At 38.8% G+C, this 19,357-nt stretch carries 15 protein-coding genes and 1 pseudogene; 9 read left to right on the forward strand and 7 right to left on the reverse strand.

Going from position 1 to position 19,357, the window contains the following annotated elements:
• Nucleotides 1-816 carry a peptide chain release factor N(5)-glutamine methyltransferase gene (gene prmC, locus I5515_RS01385; RefSeq protein WP_199964412.1) on the reverse strand — a complete coding sequence of 272 codons (816 nt, stop codon included), beginning with the start codon at nt 814-816 and terminating at the stop codon, nt 1-3.
• Entirely contained in the window at nt 816-1,904 is a 1,089-nt protein-coding gene (gene prfA / locus I5515_RS01390) for a peptide chain release factor 1 (RefSeq protein WP_199964413.1), read from the reverse strand. Before prfA ends, prmC begins: the two co-directional genes overlap by 1 nt.
• Before the next feature lie 195 nt (nt 1,905-2,099).
• Between prfA and I5515_RS17645 the strand changes: the two are divergent.
• The 5 genes and pseudogenes from I5515_RS17645 to I5515_RS01410 form a co-directional block, all read left to right on the forward strand.
• Nucleotides 2,100-2,194, forward strand: a pseudogene (locus I5515_RS17645) (LysR family transcriptional regulator); the annotation flags it as partial.
• A gap of 196 nt (nt 2,195-2,390) precedes the next feature.
• A complete protein-coding gene (locus I5515_RS01395) occupies nt 2,391-2,813 on the forward strand; it encodes a glycine zipper domain-containing protein (protein ID WP_199964414.1) in 423 nt (140 codons plus the stop codon).
• 236 nt (nt 2,814-3,049) lie between these two features.
• Nucleotides 3,050-3,571 (forward strand): hypothetical protein, encoded by a 522-nt coding sequence (locus I5515_RS01400; RefSeq protein WP_199964415.1) that lies wholly within the window; start codon nt 3,050-3,052, stop codon nt 3,569-3,571.
• A 134-nt stretch (nt 3,572-3,705) separates the two neighbouring features.
• Entirely contained in the window at nt 3,706-4,710 is a 1,005-nt protein-coding gene (locus I5515_RS01405) for an LLM class flavin-dependent oxidoreductase (RefSeq protein WP_199964416.1), read from the forward strand.
• Between the two features lie 147 nt (nt 4,711-4,857).
• Nucleotides 4,858-5,421, forward strand: a complete 564-nt coding sequence (locus tag I5515_RS01410; protein ID WP_199964849.1) for a flavoprotein — start codon at nt 4,858-4,860, stop codon at nt 5,419-5,421.
• 37 nt (nt 5,422-5,458) lie between these two features.
• Here the strand turns inward: I5515_RS01410 and pgaD are convergent, their stop codons facing one another.
• The 5 genes from pgaD to I5515_RS01435 form a co-directional block, all read right to left on the reverse strand.
• On the reverse strand, nt 5,459-5,923 hold the full coding sequence (gene pgaD / locus I5515_RS01415) for a poly-beta-1,6-N-acetyl-D-glucosamine biosynthesis protein PgaD (protein ID WP_199964417.1): 465 nt from the start codon (nt 5,921-5,923) through the stop codon (nt 5,459-5,461).
• On the reverse strand, nt 5,920-7,167 hold the full coding sequence (pgaC, locus tag I5515_RS01420; protein WP_199964418.1) for a poly-beta-1,6-N-acetyl-D-glucosamine synthase: 1,248 nt from the start codon (nt 7,165-7,167) through the stop codon (nt 5,920-5,922). Before pgaC ends, pgaD begins: the two co-directional genes overlap by 4 nt.
• On the reverse strand, nt 7,167-8,996 hold the full coding sequence (gene pgaB / locus I5515_RS01425) for a poly-beta-1,6-N-acetyl-D-glucosamine N-deacetylase PgaB (protein ID WP_199964419.1): 1,830 nt from the start codon (nt 8,994-8,996) through the stop codon (nt 7,167-7,169). Before pgaB ends, pgaC begins: the two co-directional genes overlap by 1 nt.
• On the reverse strand, nt 8,996-11,434 hold the full coding sequence (pgaA, locus tag I5515_RS01430; RefSeq protein WP_199964420.1) for a poly-beta-1,6 N-acetyl-D-glucosamine export porin PgaA: 2,439 nt from the start codon (nt 11,432-11,434) through the stop codon (nt 8,996-8,998). The genes pgaB and pgaA overlap by 1 nt, the downstream gene beginning before the upstream one ends.
• Before the next feature lie 384 nt (nt 11,435-11,818).
• A complete protein-coding gene (locus I5515_RS01435; protein WP_075431463.1) occupies nt 11,819-12,655 on the reverse strand; it encodes a pyruvate, water dikinase regulatory protein in 837 nt (278 codons plus the stop codon).
• Between the two features lie 147 nt (nt 12,656-12,802).
• Between I5515_RS01435 and ppsA the strand changes: the two genes are divergently transcribed.
• From ppsA to cyoB, 4 genes are all read left to right on the forward strand, one after another.
• Nucleotides 12,803-15,190, forward strand: coding sequence for a phosphoenolpyruvate synthase (gene ppsA / locus I5515_RS01440; protein ID WP_199964421.1), 2,388 nt, complete (start codon nt 12,803-12,805; stop codon nt 15,188-15,190).
• A 64-nt stretch (nt 15,191-15,254) separates the two neighbouring features.
• Nucleotides 15,255-16,010, forward strand: a complete 756-nt coding sequence (locus I5515_RS01445; RefSeq protein WP_199964422.1) for an RDD family protein — start codon at nt 15,255-15,257, stop codon at nt 16,008-16,010.
• A gap of 316 nt (nt 16,011-16,326) precedes the next feature.
• Nucleotides 16,327-17,361 carry a ubiquinol oxidase subunit II gene (gene cyoA, locus I5515_RS01450; RefSeq protein ID WP_199964423.1) on the forward strand — a complete coding sequence of 345 codons (1,035 nt, stop codon included), beginning with the start codon at nt 16,327-16,329 and terminating at the stop codon, nt 17,359-17,361.
• A gap of 3 nt (nt 17,362-17,364) precedes the next feature.
• Complete coding sequence (gene cyoB / locus I5515_RS01455; protein WP_003652474.1) at nt 17,365-19,356, forward strand: cytochrome o ubiquinol oxidase subunit I; 1,992 nt, start codon at nt 17,365-17,367, stop codon at nt 19,354-19,356.
• Nucleotide 19,357 lies beyond the last annotated feature (1 nt).

Raw genomic sequence — 19,357 nt, forward strand, 5'->3', positions numbered from 1 at the left:
TTAAATCCAGCACGCCAAAGTGACTCGATCATTTTGGCCGTAATCTTGAATGGTTTTAATTTCACTAAAACCATGCTCAGCAAATATATTTCGAACAGCCTGTCCCTGATCATAACCATGTTCAAGAACAATCCAGCCTTGTGGTTTTAACCAGTTTTTTCCTTGAGTAATAATAATTTCAATATCAGCCAAACCCTTATGGTCTGCTACCAATGCACGGCGTGGTTCTGTTGCCAATGCCTGCATGTGTTCATCTTCAGGGTCAATGTAAGGCGGATTAGAAACAATTAAATCAAATTGCTGTTTCTCTAAAGCATCAAACCAAGCACCACAAGCAAATTTCACTTGTTGTAATCCATGGGTTTGTGCATTTTCTTTTGCAACTTCTAAAGTAGGTGCATAAATATCAGTTGCCGTTACTTGCCAATCTGGACGCTCACTCGCTAATGCAAGTGCAATCGCCCCTGTCCCCGTTCCCAAATCCACAATATTTGCATTCTTTGGCAAATTTAGATTTAAAACGGTTTCAACCAAAACCTCAGTATCAGGTCGTGGTACTAAGGTATCAGATGTTACTTTTAAATCGAGCGTCCAAAATGGCTGTGAACCTGTTACATAAGCTAAAGGTTCACCATTTTGAATACGCTCAAGCCCAGCCAAGTAGTCTTGCTCTTGCTGGACAGTTAACTCTTGCTCAAGTTTAAACTTTAATTCAAGCGAATTGATTTTTAGAAAATGCTCAAGTAACCAAGCATTTTCCTGACGTTCATAACTGTCAGGCTCACCACGAATTGCAAGCGCTTGAGCAATGTTCATTAGCCGCCATTTTCCTGTGCAAGCATTGCCAGCTGATCGGCTTGATATTCACGATGTAAGCTATCAAGCAATTCAGTTAAATCACCTTCCATAATGGCATCTAATTTATATAGGGTCAGGTTAATACGATGGTCAGTCATACGACCTTGCGGGTAATTATAAGTACGAATACGTTCAGAACGGTCACCAGAACCTACTAAATCACGGCGCATTTCAGACGTTGCTGCATCAGCCGCTGCACGTTTCGCATTTTCTAAACGTGAAACTAACAATGCCATCGCTTTGGCTTTGTTTTTATGCTGTGAACGTTCTTCCTGACATTCAACAACTGTACCTGTTGGAAGGTGAGTAATACGTACCGCCGAATCAGTTTTGTTAATGTGCTGACCACCCGCGCCCGAAGCACGGTAAGTATCAATACGTAAATCTGCCGGATTAATCTCGACATTTGTATCCACATCAATTTCAGGCAAAATCGCAACTGTACAAGCCGAAGTATGCACACGCCCCTGTGATTCAGTTGCAGGAACACGTTGCACACGATGCGCACCACTTTCAAATTTTAAGCGACCATATACGCCATCACCGTCTACACGGCAAATGACTTCTTTGAAACCACCATGCTCACCTTCATTTTCAGAAAGTACTTCTATACGCCACTTTTGTGTCTCGGCATATTTACTGTACATGCGGAATAAGTCACCAGAGAAAATTGCAGCCTCATCACCACCTGTTCCGGCACGAATTTCTAAATAAGCTGCATTAGAATCATTCGGATCTTTTGGAATCATCAAAATATTGAGCTGGCTTTCTAATTCTACAAGCAAATCTTTATTCGCTTGTATTTCTTCTTCTGCCATATCTTTAAAGTCTGGGTCCGACTTCATCATCTCAGCAGTTTCAATATCTTCTTCTGCTTGACGGTATTTACCCCAAACTTCGGTAATTTCAGATAAATCACTATGTTCACGAGACAATTTACGGAAACGTTTGTTATCGGAGATCACTTCCACATCTGCAAGCAATGCGGTAAGTTCTTCATGTCGATCACAGAGTTGATCAAGTCGTAAACGGAGTGACGCTTTCATAAAAGGAAATATCTCAAAAGTCCAAAAAGCTTATCTAATGCTATGTAAGTATTAGAAGATAAGCGAAATCGTAAAAATAGCGCATAGTTTACAGATTATGCCCATTAAATGACATATATAATCAGCCAATTCATTAACTTTCACGTTAAGTAGTAACTTATAAATATAATGATTTCAGATGAGATCAAGGCAACTCACATACATCCCTTCTTTTACTGTACGCGCAACACAAACATGTGTCTTCTGCCACGAGAGCCTTAATCAATTTTCTATGTTCAGATCACCAGTAATAAACTCATTAAAATTAAATGAGACTCATGTTTATCTAGATGAGTATTAAATATTCTATTTTAATAGAAAACATACAAACCAGACACTAAACTACAATAATGAATTGATGGTTCTCCATATTTTATGAAACGTGTTTTGTTACATTTGCCGTAACAAAAGATATATGGTCCTGCTGCTAAGGACACGGAGTAGAAAATGAAATTAAATGCTTGGTTATGTAGCGCTGTTTTAGCAACGTCTATGGTAACGGTTGCACATGCTGACAATACAACACATGTAGCAGCTGCTTCTGCTTTAGGCAGTGTCGCTGGTACTGCAATTGGTAAAAGCATGGGTGGTACATCTGGCGCAACAATTGGTGCTGCTTTAGGTGGTGCTGGTGGTGCAGCAGTTGCAAGTGACCGTCGTCACCGTACAGAATCTGCAATTGGCGGTGGTTTAGGTGGCGGTGCTGGTTATACCGTTGGTAGAAGCATGGGTGGTACAAATGGTGGTTATGTTGGCGCTGCTTTAGGTGCTGCTGGTGGTGGTGCTTTAGGTAATAAACTTTCTAAAGACCGCGATGCTGATAGATATTCTAATAAGCACTGGAAGAAAAGACACCATCGTCATCACTAATCAAATTTGATGAAACAATTCTAAGCACCTTCGGGTGCTTTTTTGTTAGGACGATGAATATTCATCATCTTTCTCCTGCTCATGATTCATCCACAGATTAATACAAACAATACAAACAGACACAAAACTATCGTATCGCCTTTAGGCTTCTCCATAATTATCACGAAATTTTTCATTACATTTATCTCAAGATAAAAATACTGTCCTTCTCAGTAAAAAGGACATGGAGCTGCAAGATGAAAATGAATATTTGGTTAGCTAGTGCATTAATTGCAACATCATCTATGGTGACAGTTGCACATGCAGATAATGGTACGCGTGTTGCTGCAACTTCAGCTCTAGGTAGCGTTCTTGGTACAGCAATTGGTAAAAGTATGGGCGGTACGACAGGTGCAACAATTGGTGCTGCTTTAGGTGGTGCTGGGGGTGCCGCAGCAGCGAGTGACCGTCGCAATCGTACAGAAGCTGCCCTTGGTGGCGCTTTAGGTGGCGGTGCTGGTTATACAGTTGGTAAAAACATGGGCGGTACTAACGGTGGTTACATTGGTTCTGCTATAGGTGCTGCTGGTGGTTCTGCTTTAGGCCGTAAAGTTGGTCAAGACCGTAACTATGATGACCGTTATGACCGTCGTTATGATCGCGATGACCGCCGTTACGATCGTCGTTATGATCGTGATGACCGTCGTTATGACCGCGATGATCGTGCTTATTATCGTCATGATAATGGCTTGCACCGTGGTTGGTATAAACACCACTAATTGGTATATAGACATCAAAAAGCACCCTAGTGGTGCTTTTTTATTTGGGTATTAAATTTATATCGAAATAAAACGATATACATGAGCCTCTTTATATCGTATTATTTCGATATAACGTTTTTTGAGAATATCGCATGCGATCACTTCAAGACACCAAATTTTCAATTTTGGAGCTTGCTCCCATTCGTAATGATAAAACCATTGAGTTTTCATTGCGTCATGCTTTAGAGCTCGCTCAACATGCAGAAAAGCTAGGCTATGAACGTTTCTGGCTTGCAGAACATCACAACATGGATGGAATCGCAAGCTCTGCTACGGCTGTATTACTAGGTTTTATCGCGGCTCATACCCAGCATATCCGTTTAGGTTCAGGCGGAATTATGCTTCCAAACCATGCTCCTTTAGTGGTTGCAGAACAATTCGGGACATTAGCCACCTTATACCCAAATCGTATTGAGCTAGGCTTAGGCCGTGCTCCCGGGACAGATCAGGTCACTATGCGTGCTTTACGCCGTGGACATCAAGAAACAGAAGATCAATTTCCAAGAGATGTCGTTGAGATTCTCAAATATTTTGATGCACCTCAAGCTGGACAAAAAATTATTGCAACTCCAGGACAAAATACACATGTTCCTGTTTGGTTACTTGGTTCTAGTCTTTTTAGCGCCCAATTGGCTGCAAAACTTGGCTTACCTTACTCCTTTGCCTCTCATTTCGCACCTCGTATGTTAGGTCAAGCCATTCAGCTTTATCGTGAAAACTTTGAGCCTTCTGAATATTTAGATAAACCTTATGTTTCAATGGGTGTTCCAGTTGTGGTCGCAACTACTGATGAAGAAGCACAGTTTTTAGCAACAAGTGCTTACCAACGCGTATTAGGTTTAATTCGTGGAGAAAGCTTAAAACTTAAACCACCAGTTGAATCAATGAGTGGTTTATGGAATACAGCAGAACAGCTTTCTGTTGAAAATTTCTATAAGATAGCCCAAATTGGTTCTGTAGATACGGTTCGCACTGGTTTAGAAAAGCTTTTAGCGACTTACAATGTTGACGAGTTTATTTTTACTTGTGATGTATATGATACAAATAAACGTTTAGACAGCTTCGCTCAATTAATGCAAGTGAAATCAGCAAACTAACTAACATATCAAGTCTCATGCTTGAGCCTGTATCAGGCATGAGGTAACCACCTATCTGAAAAGACTTTACCCGAACTTTCAGCTTGGTTATTTATATTAAAACGATAAAAAAACACTATGATTGAAAACCAAAAGGACTTTTGGAAAATGAGTATTTATACTAAAAATAATGCTTCAAAATCAGTAATTTTCAAAAATACACCTCAAGATTTTGAAAATTTTACTGGTCAAATTATTTCATCAACCTCAATTAAGGAATTTGATTTTTCACATTCATCTGTCGCAATAATTGGAACAAACCAAGACACTGTTACTCATTTAGAAAAAATTTGCCAGCAGGCAAAATTTATCACCGTATTTCAAATTACCCCTCACTTTATTTTGCCTCATAGTCAAATGAGCACAAATAAATTAATTACTCATCCACTCATTATTAAAAACCGTAGATTATTCAACAATCGTATTAAAAGCCTTTTAGCATTACGTTTTCTTGATACTCAAGTCAGCGAAACATGGCTGAAGCGCCTTTTAACACCCAATATTGCCACAACTAAAAAAGTATTTTTTAAGTCTGATAGTTATTATGCAGCACTTCAAAAATCTAACTGTAAATTACAAACTTGGCCCATTGTTAAGGTAACCAATACATCAATTCACAGTATGGATGGTACCGACCACCCTATCGATGTAATTGTTAGAACATCAGCATGAAAATAAAAAAGCATGGTTTTGAGACCATGCTTTTTTTTTATTTCAGTTCATATTTTCGTAAATTACCATGATCATCATAATGCAAAATAATACGCTGGGATTTTTGCAGTTCATTTAATGTTTCGGGAGTCACCGAAAATTGGGTTGCTAACAACTCAGTAGAACTATTAGGTGCCTTGCTACGGCGATCATCACCATGAAATCTAAGCCAGTTATAGCTTGCCCATAAAATTAAAACCAAAGCACTTAGACATATTAAAAGTAGTAAATGCAGTAAAGTTTTTACTTCTGAAATATTATCTACCCATACATAGTCATAAATGAGATGCCCTTCGAAAAACCACAAGAATAGTGAGACAAGTGGAAAAAGGAACCACATCAAGCAGAACCAACCAATTGTCTGCAAAGTATAGTTTGCAACTTTATTTTTCACATATTCAGGTTGATCAATATATTCAGGTATATCTAAGACTTCTATTTCAGTACTTTTTTCATTTTTCATGAATTATCTCCACGGAAGCCTCGATCCGGGCTGACCCAACGAGCACGCTTTTTCGTGTTAAATATAGTTTTAGGTACTGCAACAACACTAGTGAACAAAGTAAGTAACCAGAAAAATAATGGATACCAAATTACCCAGAAATAATTCCTAAAAAATCGGCCGCGGTCATAACGATGATCTATCCATAAACTTACTAAAAATTGAACAAGACATGTTCCACCTAATATCACCCCATACCACTGAGGCATGAGTGAATTAATTTGAAATTGTTGGGGTAAATCGATGAATAATCCTACAAAAAATAGAATAAAGATCAAAATCATGACATATGACCACACAATGCTGACTAAAGCCTCAAGCATGACAGGCCACATACGACGCAGACGGATTTTGAACATTTTAGGAATGTATTCTAATAAGACTTCCACCCCACCTTGTGCCCAACGTAAACGCTGCTTCCAAAGGCCTTTAAACGTTTCAGGCATATAGATATAACAAAGTGCTTGAGGAATATATTGAATATCCCAATGGTCCATTTGAAGCTTCCAAGAGATATCAATATCTTCAGTAATTTTATCATCAGACCAAAAACCAACACGCACTAAGGCAGTTTTTCTAAATGCTACAATTACACCCGATACCGTAAAAATACGGCCATACGTCCGCTGCGCTCGCTTAATTAATCCAATAATTGAAGAAAACTCACCAACCTGTAATTTCCCTAAAATACTTGAGCGATTTAAAATTCTAGGATTACCTGTGACAGCGCCAATCCGTGGAAAGTTTAGAAATGGTTGCATTAACCAAAGAACAGCATGTGGATGTAGCAAAGCATCCCCGTCAATACAAACCAAATATTCATATCGACTCACTAATACGCCCGATCTTAAAGCAACTGCTTTTCCTTGGTTTTCTGCTAAGTGCACAACTCGTAGGCGTGAATCTTGTAATGCCAGTTCATCAAGAATTTCCGCTGTCCGATCACTACTTCCGTCATTCACTGCAATTACTTCAAAATTAGGGTATTTAGTTTGCAGCGCATAACGAATCGTTTGGCGTACTTGAGCTTCTTCATTAAAGCAAGGGATAATAATACTGCACCCTTCATTGGTCGGTTCAGGAAGCTTTTGTTCACCATATTCTCTTTTAAAAAAGAACCATAGCCCCCCGACCATCCATGTCCAAGCCATAAGTAAAGGGTATAAAAAAGCGAAAGCAAATAGAATATCGAGTAATACCCTCATTACTTTTTCCCCTCTACAGTCAAGCCCGCAAAAGGTTGATACATTACTGGACTAGAGTTCAAACTGACTGGATTATATAAATACTGATGTACATCACCAGATTTCTCAAAACTATAACCATCGATACCGAATTTCTGAATTCCTGTACGCTGAATTGAAAAAAGTGCTTGCTGTACTTCTTTCCAAGCAGCTTTTTGAGAGCTTTCTGGCAATACTAAAGTCAACATAACTCTTTGCTTATATTTTTTATCAAGTGTATTTAAAAGTGCTAATACCTGATCAAATTGTTTTTTCTTTCCAACAATATCGAACTTAAGATTGACTAAGTCATGTTGTGATAAAATTGTTGTTAAAAGCTCTGGTAGATTTTCTACGTGCTCTAAATCAGGAGTAAGCAACAAAATAAATTGTCCCTGATTACTCATATTTAAATAAGGTTTCACAGCTTTTTTAGTCAGTTGGCTCAGTTGTTTAAGTTGTTCCGATTGTTCAATACAGCTCTTTTCTCGCACGGTTATTTTTTGCATTGCACAATTTAAGGATGTTCCAGCATTAAGCTGAATACCACTTAAATTACTATTTAAGCGCGCAATATCTTTAGCCAAATCTACAGTTAGAAAGGGCTTATTTTTTTGTGGATAAGCTGGCAACTCTAATATTACCGCCTGACCCGCACGTGTTTGAGCCTGCCATAAGCTCCTGTTTAAAATGTCCTGTTTAACTGACATTTTATCTGTAGGAAAATAGGCAACATCATATTGCCCATCTCCATCTTGATCATCTAATACCTTTAATATTAAAGCATTGTTTTTCAGGCTATATAGTTTTGACAATAACTGCCCTAATTTTTCATCTGTTTGGGAATTTGTTTGAGCCGCTAGTTGGTTTAAATTCATACTCACAAAGTGACGAGGTTGCTTAAATAAATCTAATTCTTCAAAATTCAGAATATTTAACATCGCTTCAGTTAACTGCTCAGCAGTTGGATTATTTACAATTAGGCTTCGGTTAAAAGTTGAATCATCAACTCGGTTCATCCCATCACGTCCCAAGCTGAAAGAAAGCGTAAACCCAGCTTGCTGTGCCAATTTTTCTAATTGCTCATTCACGGCGCCATAAGGCCAGATAATTGCTTTAGGATAAACACCCACTTCTTTCTTTAAAACTGCATAAGATTTTCTTAAATCCTGCAAAATACGTTTTTGATATTCTCCGTCAGTCTCGTAACGAGACTGTGATTTTAAATATGCATAAGAAATCGCAGTAGGTTGCTCGTTGCCTTGGGGATTTGCTAATACGCCGTGATGGAGGTCATCACTATGACTTGCAAATTCAGCTAAGCCAGATGCCTGCATTTCGCGAAGTTGAACCCAATTTACTAGATTCCCTTGACCATAGGCCTCATAACCTGCTTTAGTATTACCGTTCATCCAACTCGTTGGAATGGCAAAAACAGCGGGAATTTGATATTGTTTGAGTAACGGGAATACACGGCTGTAGCTACTTAAAGCGCCATCATCAAAGGTCAATAAAATAGAATTATGTGGTAATTCCTTACCTTGCTGACGGGCTTCCTCAATATCCTTTAGGCGAATCGGCTTCCAGTTAGAGTGACTTAACCAATCGAAGAACTGAGCCAGATTCTTTGTCTGAATCGCATAAACATCACGGTCACCCTCCTTTAGCACGTCATCTCGTACATCATGAAAAGTTAAAGAAACCATATGATTTTTTGGTAGTTCTGTTTCAATACGGGCATAAGCAAATTGTACGGGTAATAATATTGAAGCAACTACACAGCCCAACATTTTTGACATCATATTATTCATTAAAAGCGCCCTTCAAATCCAAAAATACCGTAGGTATGCTGTTCATCATGACCATCGTATGGATGGTATTGCCAACCAATTCCATAATTAAGTTGCCAAGTTCGTGACAGCTGCCATTGATGTTGATATTGCAAAGAATAGGTCGGTCTAGCTGAGTAATCTGCTTGTTTATAAAGCCCTACTCCAGCCTCAAAATGCTGTTTAAAGGAACGTTCATATTCACGCCAAGTTACCCAGTCATGACTTAAATTTAACTCAGCACTGTAATGATTGCTGGGACTAAAATATGCGGTCTGATCTTGACTATTACTGCCATAAAATCCACGAACGGTTCCATAGGTGATGTGGTGCGGCGCGTCAAACAATCGTTCACGCCAAAAAGTCGAAAACTCTTGTTGTTTATTACCATCACTAATATCAGTTAGGCCGTAACTTGCCCCAATTTGGCGTGACTCATCTTTTTGCCATGTCAAAGCAGCCCGGTAAGCTTTTCCATCCTCACCAGCATCAATTGCTTGCAGAGGAATATTGGCTTGACTGTCATACTGCAATTGATATTGCCAGTGGTCATTTAACCATTGCGACCAATCAACACGAATACCTGCTTGCCCGCCATCTGTACTTTGCGACAAAATCGCGGACAATGCCTTACGGTTCGCTTGCCATTCAGCCCCGACGCCATAGCGTTGGTCCTGCACATCACCAAAACGGTATTCACCGTAACGATCTTGATGCCAAGCAAATAACCGATAATTATCTTTTATCCAAGGGCTATTAAGACGGGTTTCCATTTCACGGTCTTTTAAACCATTCTGCCCACTCACAGCGTCGCTACTATCTGCCTTACTTTGGCCCCAAGTGGTTGAGTGAGAAATTGTCGGTCTATTACGATCATCTAGCTCTTTTCGACTTTTAATTACTCCACCATCTTCAGGGTAATATTCCAAAAGACTTTCAGTATTTTTACGCCATTCAGGAATATCTCCTAAAGCTTGAGCATTTTGCATCTGGTTAATTCGAGTATCTTTGGCAACCGGTGTTAAAGCATTTAAACGAGAAATAGTTTGCTTAGACTGTAGAGGTTTATCTCTCCAACGCTCAACACGAGCTAGATTATTAATTAAGCCTTCATTAGCAGGGGCAAGATCTACTTGTTTCTGAAAATGCTTTTCTGCTTGATCAAGATGATTTGCATACGCTAAATGCATACCTTGTAAACTAATATAGTCATCACGATCTGGATGACTTGTCTTGTCCACCCCTTTTGCCTGACTATATTTATACATCGGAACAAGACGATCAACCTCACTCAAAAGTTGTTCAGCTTGTTTATACTTTTCTTGTTCAATATACGAATAGTAAAGTCCAGTATATACCGTCATATCTGGGTAGTTTTTTTCAGTAAGTAAGGTTTTAAAAGCAAGTTCAGCTTGTCGTGGTTGTCTTTCAGCCAAATAACTATCAGCTATTGCATGACGAATATAGGCAGGTAGTTTTTCTAGAGGTACATTTAATTTAGTAAATTGATCCAGTACTGTACGTGTACGCCCACGGAAATCTAACGCATATATATAGTCATAATGGAATCTTAAATAATTAGGATCTGACGGTTGAATCAAAGGCTGCATTTGTTCCCCTTGCTTCAACACAGCATCAAGCTCAGCAAAGGCCTCACTATCCGACAAGCCCTCCCTATTCAAATATTTATAACGAGCAATCGCATTATTTACGCGTTGAGAAAACTCACTGACTTGTAGCCAGTGTTGTAACGATTCTGTTTGTGCATTTTTATCACTGGCAAGCAATAACTGCTGAGCCTTGTTATAAGCCCCTACAGCCGCTAAGTCATAACTGTACTCTTGCAAAACTGCAAAAGACTTTGGTTGTTGCTTATATGCTTGTTCAATTACAGGTAAAGCATCTACTGGTAAATTGATAAGACGATATGCATAGGCTATTTGTACAAGCTGATCAGTCTTCAGACTTTTACTATTAATTTTTGTTAATTGTGCTTTGGCATTTACAACATCTTGCGCTTCTGCATATAAAACTGCTAACAAAATCTGCCCATCAAGCGTTTTTTGAATATTAAATTTATTCGACCAATCAATCGCATTTTTAAAGTGTTTAAAATCACGGAAATTACGTATTAAAGGTAACTGTCCATATTCTGGAAAATTAACCAAATTAATATTTGTTAAATGCTGTGGAAAAGTCAAAAGATCCCTTTTTTCATTTGACATTACAACTAAATAATCAGCTAGCAATTTTTGATCATGCGGATAAGTTTTTAGCAATTGATCCAGTTGGAATATTGCTTGGTGAGTTTGTCCAGTTTTGTAAGTGTGAATAGCCTGCTCTCGCAACTCATCCACTTGAGCAGCATATAAATTGAGAGGTAATATGTATACCAATGAAAAAACACATTTTTTTAGCATTTTGATAATCGGATAGTTCCATATCGAGGTGGGAAAGTATAATTAAAATTTGCAATTAATCACATAATGCAAAAATAGTGTGATCTATTTATCATTTTTTAAATATTTAATGTTTTTTCCCATGGATTTTTAAAATATTTAGTAAAATTAAATAATTAGATTTTTTCAATCTACTAAAATATATACATTTCTTTTCAATATTCTTATTTTATTTCACAATTAGAGTGTAAAAACCCCACAGGTTGATAACCAATAAAAACGTTTTAACAACCATTTGTTTTATATTCAAAACTTTTATTTTTCTCGTGTTTTATATTTAAAACCATTCAATTTAATCACAAATAAATATATAAATTGAATGGTTTAAATAAACGATTGATTAACTTAACCAATACGACGTTTTAATCCTGTCATTTGTAAAACACGCGTTGAAATTTCTTCAATCGACATTTCAGTCACGTTTAAATATTTAATGCCTTCTGAAATATAGATTCCTTCAATTGCTCTAAGTTCCATTTGGCATTGGCTAAAGCTTGCATAACGACTATTAGCCTTACGCTCACTACGAATCGCAACTAACCGCTCTGCATCAATCATTAAACCAAATAATTTACTGCGATGTGGTCTTAGAACTGCTGGCAAACGGTTATCATCCAAATCTTCTTCAGTTAATGGATAGTTTGCAACACGGATACCAAATTGAAGCGATAAGTAAATAGAGGTCGGCGTTTTACCCGAACGAGAAACACCAATTAAGATTAAATCCGCTTTATCATAATGACGCGTACGTGCTCCATCATCATTATCAAGCGCAAAATGAACAGCATCAATACGGGCTTTATAAGACTCAGAATCAGTCACTGCATGTGTTTGTCCAACTAATGTGGTAGGCGGTGTACCTAATTCTTGTTCTAATTTACTGATTAAACCTTCAAACACATCTAAATTAACTGCTTTAGCAGTATTAATAATTTCTCGCGCGTTTGGATCAACTAAAGTATCAAATACTAAAGGTAGACAACCATCTTTGGTTTGGCATCTATTAATTTCAATCACAACATCCATTGCCGCCTCTTCAGTTGTAATATACGGCATGATATGAATATCAAAATCTACATTGGGGAATTGTGCTAATAACGAATGTCCAAGGGTCTCGGCAGTAATTGCAGTTCCATCAGAAATAAAAAAAACGCTCCGTCTAAACTGTTTACTTTCTGACATTAAAATTCTCCTTAAACATTTGTCTTAGTGCTATATAATCTTTATAGTAAACTGATCTTACATGACTGTCGCTTAGTATAATTCTCAACTAAGCACTTTATTTTTATAATTTCATGCCAAGATAGACATTAATACTGCAAAAGTGGAGTGAAAACTTTGGAAGCGCGCGTAATCGGTCTAGAAAAATTAGGGAAACACGATGTCGAACTCGTAGGTGGGAAAAACTCATCTTTGGGTGAAATGATCAGCCATTTATCAAATGCTGGTGTATCGGTACCTGGTGGTTTTGCCACTACTGCTGATGCCTATCGTGAGTTCTTAGATCAAAGCGGTCTTAACGCTCGAATTCAAGCAGAACTTGCTCAACTCAACGTCGATGATGTAAATGCTCTTGCAGAAACAGGTGCTAAAATTCGTCAATGGATTGTAGAGACTCCACTCACTGCAACCTTAGAACAAGAAATTCGCGCTGCTTTTACAACACTTTCTAACGGTAACCCAGAAATCGCGGTTGCCGTTCGTTCATCTGCAACTGCTGAAGATTTACCAGATGCTTCATTCGCAGGTCAACAAGAAACTTTCCTGAATATTCGCGGTATTGATAACGTTCTTATTGCGATTAAAGAAGTATTTGCTTCTCTATATAATGACCGTGCAATTTCTTACCGTGTACATCAAGGTTTTGACCATGATGTCGTTGCACTTTCTGCAGGCGTTCAGCGTATGGTTCGCTCTGAAACTGGCGCTGCGGGTGTAATGTTTACACTTGATACTGAATCTGGTTTCCGTGAAGTCGTATTTATTACAGCCTCTTATGGTTTAGGCGAGATGGTTGTACAGGGTGCCGTTAACCCAGATGAGTTTTACTTATCTAAACCATTATTAAATGCTGGTAGACACTCAGTTTTACGCCGTAACCTTGGTTCAAAACACCAGAAAATGATTTATGGTGAAGAAGGTTCTGCTGGTAAATCAGTTGTCGTTGTTGATGTTGAGAAACAAGAGCGCCAACAATTTGCTTTAAATGACCATGAGTTACAAGAGCTAGCTAAACAAGCGCTTATTATTGAGCAGCACTATGGTGCTCCAATGGATATCGAATGGGCAAAAGATGGCGATGATGGCCAAATTTATATTGTTCAAGCTCGCCCTGAAACAGTAAAAAGCCGTCAAAATGTTGGCACAATGGAACGCTATCTTCTAAAACAAAGAGGTACTGTTCTTTGTGAAGGTCGTTCAATTGGTCAACGTATTGGTTCTGGTAAAGTCCGCATTATTAGCTCAATTAAAGAAATGGACAAAGTTCAAGAAGGCGACGTTCTTGTATCAGATATGACCGATCCTGATTGGGAACCGGTAATGAAGCGTGCCGCAGCAATTATTACTAACCGTGGCGGTCGTACATGTCACGCAGCAATTATTGCACGTGAGCTTGGTGTACCTGCGATTGTAGGCTGTGGTAATGCAACAGAAGTATTGACTGATGGTCAAGAAGTAACTGTTTCTTGTGCTGAAGGTGACACTGGCTTCATTTACGAAGGTGCTTTAGATTTCGAAGTTCAACGTAACTCAATTGAATCTATGCCTAAGCTTTCGTTCAAAATTATGATGAACGTAGGTAACCCTGACCGTGCATTTGACTTTGCTCAAATTCCAAATGAAGGTATTGGTCTTGCTCGTCTTGAGTTCATTATTAACCGTATGATCGGCGTGCACCCTAAAGCCCTACTCAACATTGATAGCCTACCTCGTGAAACTCGTGCTGCAGTTCTAACTCGTACTGCTGGTTATGCGTCACCTGTAGATTTCTATGTTGAAAAATTGGTTGAAGGTATTGCGACTCTTGCTGCTGCATTTGGTGACAAGCCAGTTATTGTTCGTATGTCTGACTTCAAATCAAATGAATATGCAAACTTGATTGGCGGTAAGTTATACGAGCCTGAAGAAGAAAACCCAATGTTGGGTTTCCGTGGTGCAAGCCGTTATGTATCTGACAACTTCCGTGACTGCTTTGAATTAGAATGCCGTGCACTTAAGAAAGCTCGTGATGAAATGGGTCTAACCAATATTCAAATCATGATTCCTTTTGTACGTACTGTATCTGAAGCAAAACGCGTTATTGAGTTACTAGCACAAAATGGTTTGAGACGTGGTGAGAACGGCTTAAAAGTAATCATGATGTGTGAATTACCAACGAATGCCCTATTAGCTGAACAATTCCTAGAGCATTTCGATGGTTTCTCTATTGGTTCAAATGACTTAACTCAGTTAACCCTAGGTCTTGACCGTGACTCAGGTATTGTTTCACACCTATTTGATGAGCGTGATGCAGCAGTTAAAGCACTTCTTTCAATGGCAATTCATGCCTGCCGTAAAGCGGGCAAATATGTAGGTATCTGTGGTCAGGGTCCTTCAGACCATCCAGATCTTGCAAAATGGTTAATGGAACAAGGTATTGAGTCTGTTTCTCTTAACCCTGACTCAGTTTTAGATACATGGTTCTTCCTTGCTGAAGAAAAAATCAAGCAAATCTAATATGTTATAAAAAAAGGCCCATCCGTGGGTCTTTTTTCATCTTTAGAACAGAGAATTTTTATTTATGCAAATTTACTTGGCACGTAATAATCAACAAGCTGGGCCTTACACCTTAGAGCAAGTAAATCAAATGTTGGCTAGCCAACAAATTTTGTTAACTGATTTAGCTTGGCATGAAGGCATGACAGAGTGGAAAGCTTTAGGAGAATTAACCCAAGGTAAACTTGTATATCAACCTATCGGTTATTCTGCACCTGTCATAAATGCAAACAGCTCACCTAATGAAACTATTCGTCAAATTCGTGTAGAGCCTAAAATTCACGAACTTGCCTCTATTCAATCTCGAGCTTTGGCAAAAATTATTGATTTATTGCTTTGGTTGCCAATAGCTGCAATTCCTTCTTTTTTCTTTAATGAATCTGAATATAAGCAATTATTTGAATTGCAAAAACAAATGCAATCAGCTGAAGTTGCATCAACTAAAGCAGCAGAATTACAACAGCAACTTTTTACTTTAATTCCTATAGAAGCTTGGCACTCGATGCTTCTTTACGTGGTAATCATGCTTGCAATTCAAGCCATTCTTTTAACAAAGTTTGGACAAAGTATAGGTAAGAAAATTGTTGGCATTAAAATTGTAGATTTTGAAAGTAATGGCAAAGTTAATTTAACTCGCATCTTCTTATTAAGAAGCGTTGTTTTTATCATTTTAAATTTACTGTTTATGCCTATTAGTACAATTATTGACTATGCATTTGCATTAGGGCAAAAACGTCAAGCTCTACATGACAAAATTGCAAGAACAAAAGTGATCAAATGATAGCAAATGACTCATTGTTTTAAAGTCTAAAAAAATGGAGGCACCTTGCCTCCATTTTTTCTATAGAGAGTTGATATTTAAATAAAAGCTCCATACTGATTAAATACCCTACAAAAAAAATCGGGTTTTAAAACAATTATTTCAGACGGCTTTATGTATAGCTTAGTTTGTCGATATGAGGCATAATGCCCTACAACGTAGCGGTGTCATATAATTGAGAAGTCTAAATTTAAGGATTAGCGTTCTCAATCATGCGACACTTTAATCGCTATCCCATATTTAATTAGGGAATGGGACTCTTCACCGAGGTTGTAAAATGAGACAAACGATTTTAGCTGTATTGTCTTTATCAACGCTTGCCGCACTTTTGACTGGGTGTGGTGGTGATATGGTACTTCTAAACTCTAAAGGTCCAGTTGGTCAAGGTCAAAGTGACCTTATGATGACTGCGATCTATTTAATGTTACTTGTGGTGATTCCTTCAATCATCATGGCATTATGGTTTGGTTGGAAATATCGCGCGTCAAATAAAGATGCAGACTATAAACCTACATGGGCACACTCAACTACAATTGAAGTTGTAGTATGGGGTATTCCTGTCATTATTATTGGTATTTTAGCTTGGTTAACTTGGTGGGGTTCCCACAAGTATGACCCATACCGTCCTTTAGAATCAGATAAAGCACCTTTAACTATTCAAGTTGTTGCTGAGCAGTTTAAGTGGATCTTTATTTATCCTGAACAAAACATTGCAACAGTTAACGAAGTACGTTTCCCTGAAAAAACTCCGTTAAGCTTTAAAATCACTTCTAACTTTACAATGAACTCATTCTTCATTCCACAGTTAGGCGGCCAGATTTATGCAATGGCAGGTATGCAAACTCACCTTCATTTGTTAGCAAATGAATCTGGTGTATATCGTGGTTTCTCTTCTAACTACTCAGGTTACGGTTTCTCTCAAATGCGTTTCAAGGCGCATAGTGTTACAGAGCAACAATTCAACGAATGGGTAGCAGCTGTTAAAGCAGGTAATGGTTCTACCATTAACCCAGAAGCAGTTCAAAAAACTACGCTTGACCAAGCTGAATTGGCAACCTTACGTGATGGTGACCGTTCTAAGCATCAGATCGAGCATTTAGTAAATCGTGCTAAAGCTGCTGGTGATCAAGAAGCGCTTGCTAAAGCTGAAGCTATGAAACCGTTCCCGACTAAGCCACACCCTGTGACTTATTACTCTTCAGTTGAACCAAAATTGTTTGAAACAATTATCAACCACTATATGAGTAACTATCATGGTGTTGACCACTCTGCTGCGCATGCAACAGCTGAACACGCTGCTCAAGGGGAATAAGACATGGATATGATTTTTGGTAAACTGGGTTGGGACTCTATCCCGACAGAGCCAATCGTGCTTGTCACCATGGTCCTTATGGCACTTGGTGCAATTGTTGTGCTTGGCGGTATCACCTATTTCAAAAAATGGGGATATTTGTGGAATGAGTGGTTTATTACGGTAGACCATAAAAAAATTGGTATCATGTACATTCTTGTATCTGTAGTCATGCTTTTGCGTGGTTTCGCCGATGCAATTATGATGCGTCTACAACTTTTCCTCGCTAAAGGCGGCGGCGAAGGTTATCTACATCCAGACCATTACGACCAGATCTTCACCGCGCACGGTGTAATCATGATCTTCTTCGTAGCAATGGGTCTCGTTGTTGGTATGATGAACATCTCTGTACCTTTACAGATTGGTGCTCGTGACGTTGCATTCCCATTATTAAACTCTTTAAGCTTCTGGTTATTCGCTGGTGCTGCTGGTTTGATGATGCTTTCACTTGTATTAGGTGAATTTGCTGCGACTGGTTGGATGGCTTACCCTCCTCTGTCTGGCATTCAATATTCTCCTGGTGTAGGTGTTGACTACTATATCTGGGCACTTCAGGTTTCTGGTCTAGGTACGCTTTTATCTGGTGTTAACTTCTTTGTTACCATCATTAAAATGCGTGCACCTGGCATGAAATTAATGGATATGCCTATTTTTACGTGGACTTCACTTTGTACGGCTGTATTAATCATCGCATCGTTCCCTGTATTAACAGGTACGCTTGCAATGTTAACTCTAGACCGTTACTTCGGCTTCCATTTCTTCACAAATGAGCTTGGCGGTAGCCCAATGCTTTATGTGAACTTGATCTGGACATGGGGTCACCCAGAAGTATATATCTTGGTATTACCTGCATTTGGTCTATACTCAGAAATCGTTGCAACCTTCTCTCGTAAAGCGTTGTTCGGTTATAAGTCTATGGTGTATGCAACTATCGCGATTACAGTTCTTGCGTTCGTTGTATGGCTTCACCACTTCTTTACCATGGGTGCTGGTGCGAACGTTAACGCGTTCTTCGGTATCATGACCATGGTTATTGCGATTCCTACTGGTGTGAAAATCTTCTCTTGGTTATTCACAATGTACAAAGGTCGCATCACCTTTACTACTCCAATGTTATGGACGCTTGGCTTCCTTATCACATTTGGTATTGGTGGTTTAACTGGTGTACTTATGGCTGTTCCACCTGCGGACTTCCTTGTACACAACTCATTATTCTTGATCGCTCACTTCCATAACGTAATTATCGGTGGTGTGGTGTTTGGTATGTTTGCCGGCATCATTTACTACTGGCCAAAAATGTTTGGTTGGAAGCTCAATGAAGCATGGGGTAAAGCTGCGTTCTGGTTCTGGTTCTTCGGTTTCTACTTTGCATTCATGCCACTTTATATCCTTGGTTTCATGGGTATGACTCGTCGTTTGAATACATATGACAACCCTGAATGGGATCCTTACCTTGCAATTGCATTATTTGGTGCTGTTCTCGTTGCGATTGGTATTGCATGTTTCTTAATGCAAATCATTGTTGGTTTCTTACAGCGCAAAGACAACATGGACCTTACAGGCGATCCATGGGATGCACGTACGCTTGAATGGGCGACTTCTTCCCCTGCTCCGTTCTATAACTTTGCGCATGAACCAGATGCAAGCGGTATCGACCGTTTCTGGACTGACAAAGAAAATGGTGTAGCATACGCACGTAACACTAAATATGAAGACATCCACATGCCGACCGATCGTGCTGCTGGTTTTGTCATTGCAATGTTCATTACAATTCTTGGCTTTGCACTCATCTGGCATATTTGGTGGCTCGTTGTTGTTTCATTCGTTTCAGCTGTTGTTAGCTTGATCGTAAGCTCATTCACTAAGAATGTTGATTACTATGTTCCGGCTGCTGAAGTTGAGCGTATTGAAAACGAACGCTATGCTTTACTTGAAAAACACTTGAAGAAGGACTAAG

The organism is Acinetobacter calcoaceticus, assembly GCF_016508255.1.
Lineage (GTDB): Bacteria > Pseudomonadota > Gammaproteobacteria > Pseudomonadales > Moraxellaceae > Acinetobacter > Acinetobacter calcoaceticus_E.

What these genes read in the sequence shown, in the direction of transcription:
- I5515_RS01400 (WP_199964415.1), top strand. Translation starts at nt 3,050, where the DNA reads ATGAAAATGAATATTTGGTTAGCTAGTGCATTAATTGCAACATCATCT.
- pgaD (WP_199964417.1), bottom strand. Translation starts at nt 5,923, where the DNA reads ATGAAAAATGAAAAAAGTACTGAAATAGAAGTCTTAGATATACCTGAA.
- cyoB (WP_003652474.1), top strand. Translation starts at nt 17,365, where the DNA reads ATGGATATGATTTTTGGTAAACTGGGTTGGGACTCTATCCCGACAGAG.
- pgaA (WP_199964420.1), bottom strand. Translation starts at nt 11,434, where the DNA reads ATGCTAAAAAAATGTGTTTTTTCATTGGTATACATATTACCTCTCAAT.
- pgaB (WP_199964419.1), bottom strand. Translation starts at nt 8,996, where the DNA reads ATGAATAATATGATGTCAAAAATGTTGGGCTGTGTAGTTGCTTCAATA.
- prfA (WP_199964413.1), bottom strand. Translation starts at nt 1,904, where the DNA reads ATGAAAGCGTCACTCCGTTTACGACTTGATCAACTCTGTGATCGACAT.
- prmC (WP_199964412.1), bottom strand. Translation starts at nt 816, where the DNA reads ATGAACATTGCTCAAGCGCTTGCAATTCGTGGTGAGCCTGACAGTTAT.
- cyoA (WP_199964423.1), top strand. Translation starts at nt 16,327, where the DNA reads ATGAGACAAACGATTTTAGCTGTATTGTCTTTATCAACGCTTGCCGCA.
- I5515_RS01435 (WP_075431463.1), bottom strand. Translation starts at nt 12,655, where the DNA reads ATGTCAGAAAGTAAACAGTTTAGACGGAGCGTTTTTTTTATTTCTGAT.
- I5515_RS01445 (WP_199964422.1), top strand. Translation starts at nt 15,255, where the DNA reads ATGCAAATTTACTTGGCACGTAATAATCAACAAGCTGGGCCTTACACC.
- pgaC (WP_199964418.1), bottom strand. Translation starts at nt 7,167, where the DNA reads ATGAGGGTATTACTCGATATTCTATTTGCTTTCGCTTTTTTATACCCT.
- I5515_RS01405 (WP_199964416.1), top strand. Translation starts at nt 3,706, where the DNA reads ATGCGATCACTTCAAGACACCAAATTTTCAATTTTGGAGCTTGCTCCC.
- I5515_RS01395 (WP_199964414.1), top strand. Translation starts at nt 2,391, where the DNA reads ATGAAATTAAATGCTTGGTTATGTAGCGCTGTTTTAGCAACGTCTATG.
- I5515_RS01410 (WP_199964849.1), top strand. Translation starts at nt 4,858, where the DNA reads ATGAGTATTTATACTAAAAATAATGCTTCAAAATCAGTAATTTTCAAA.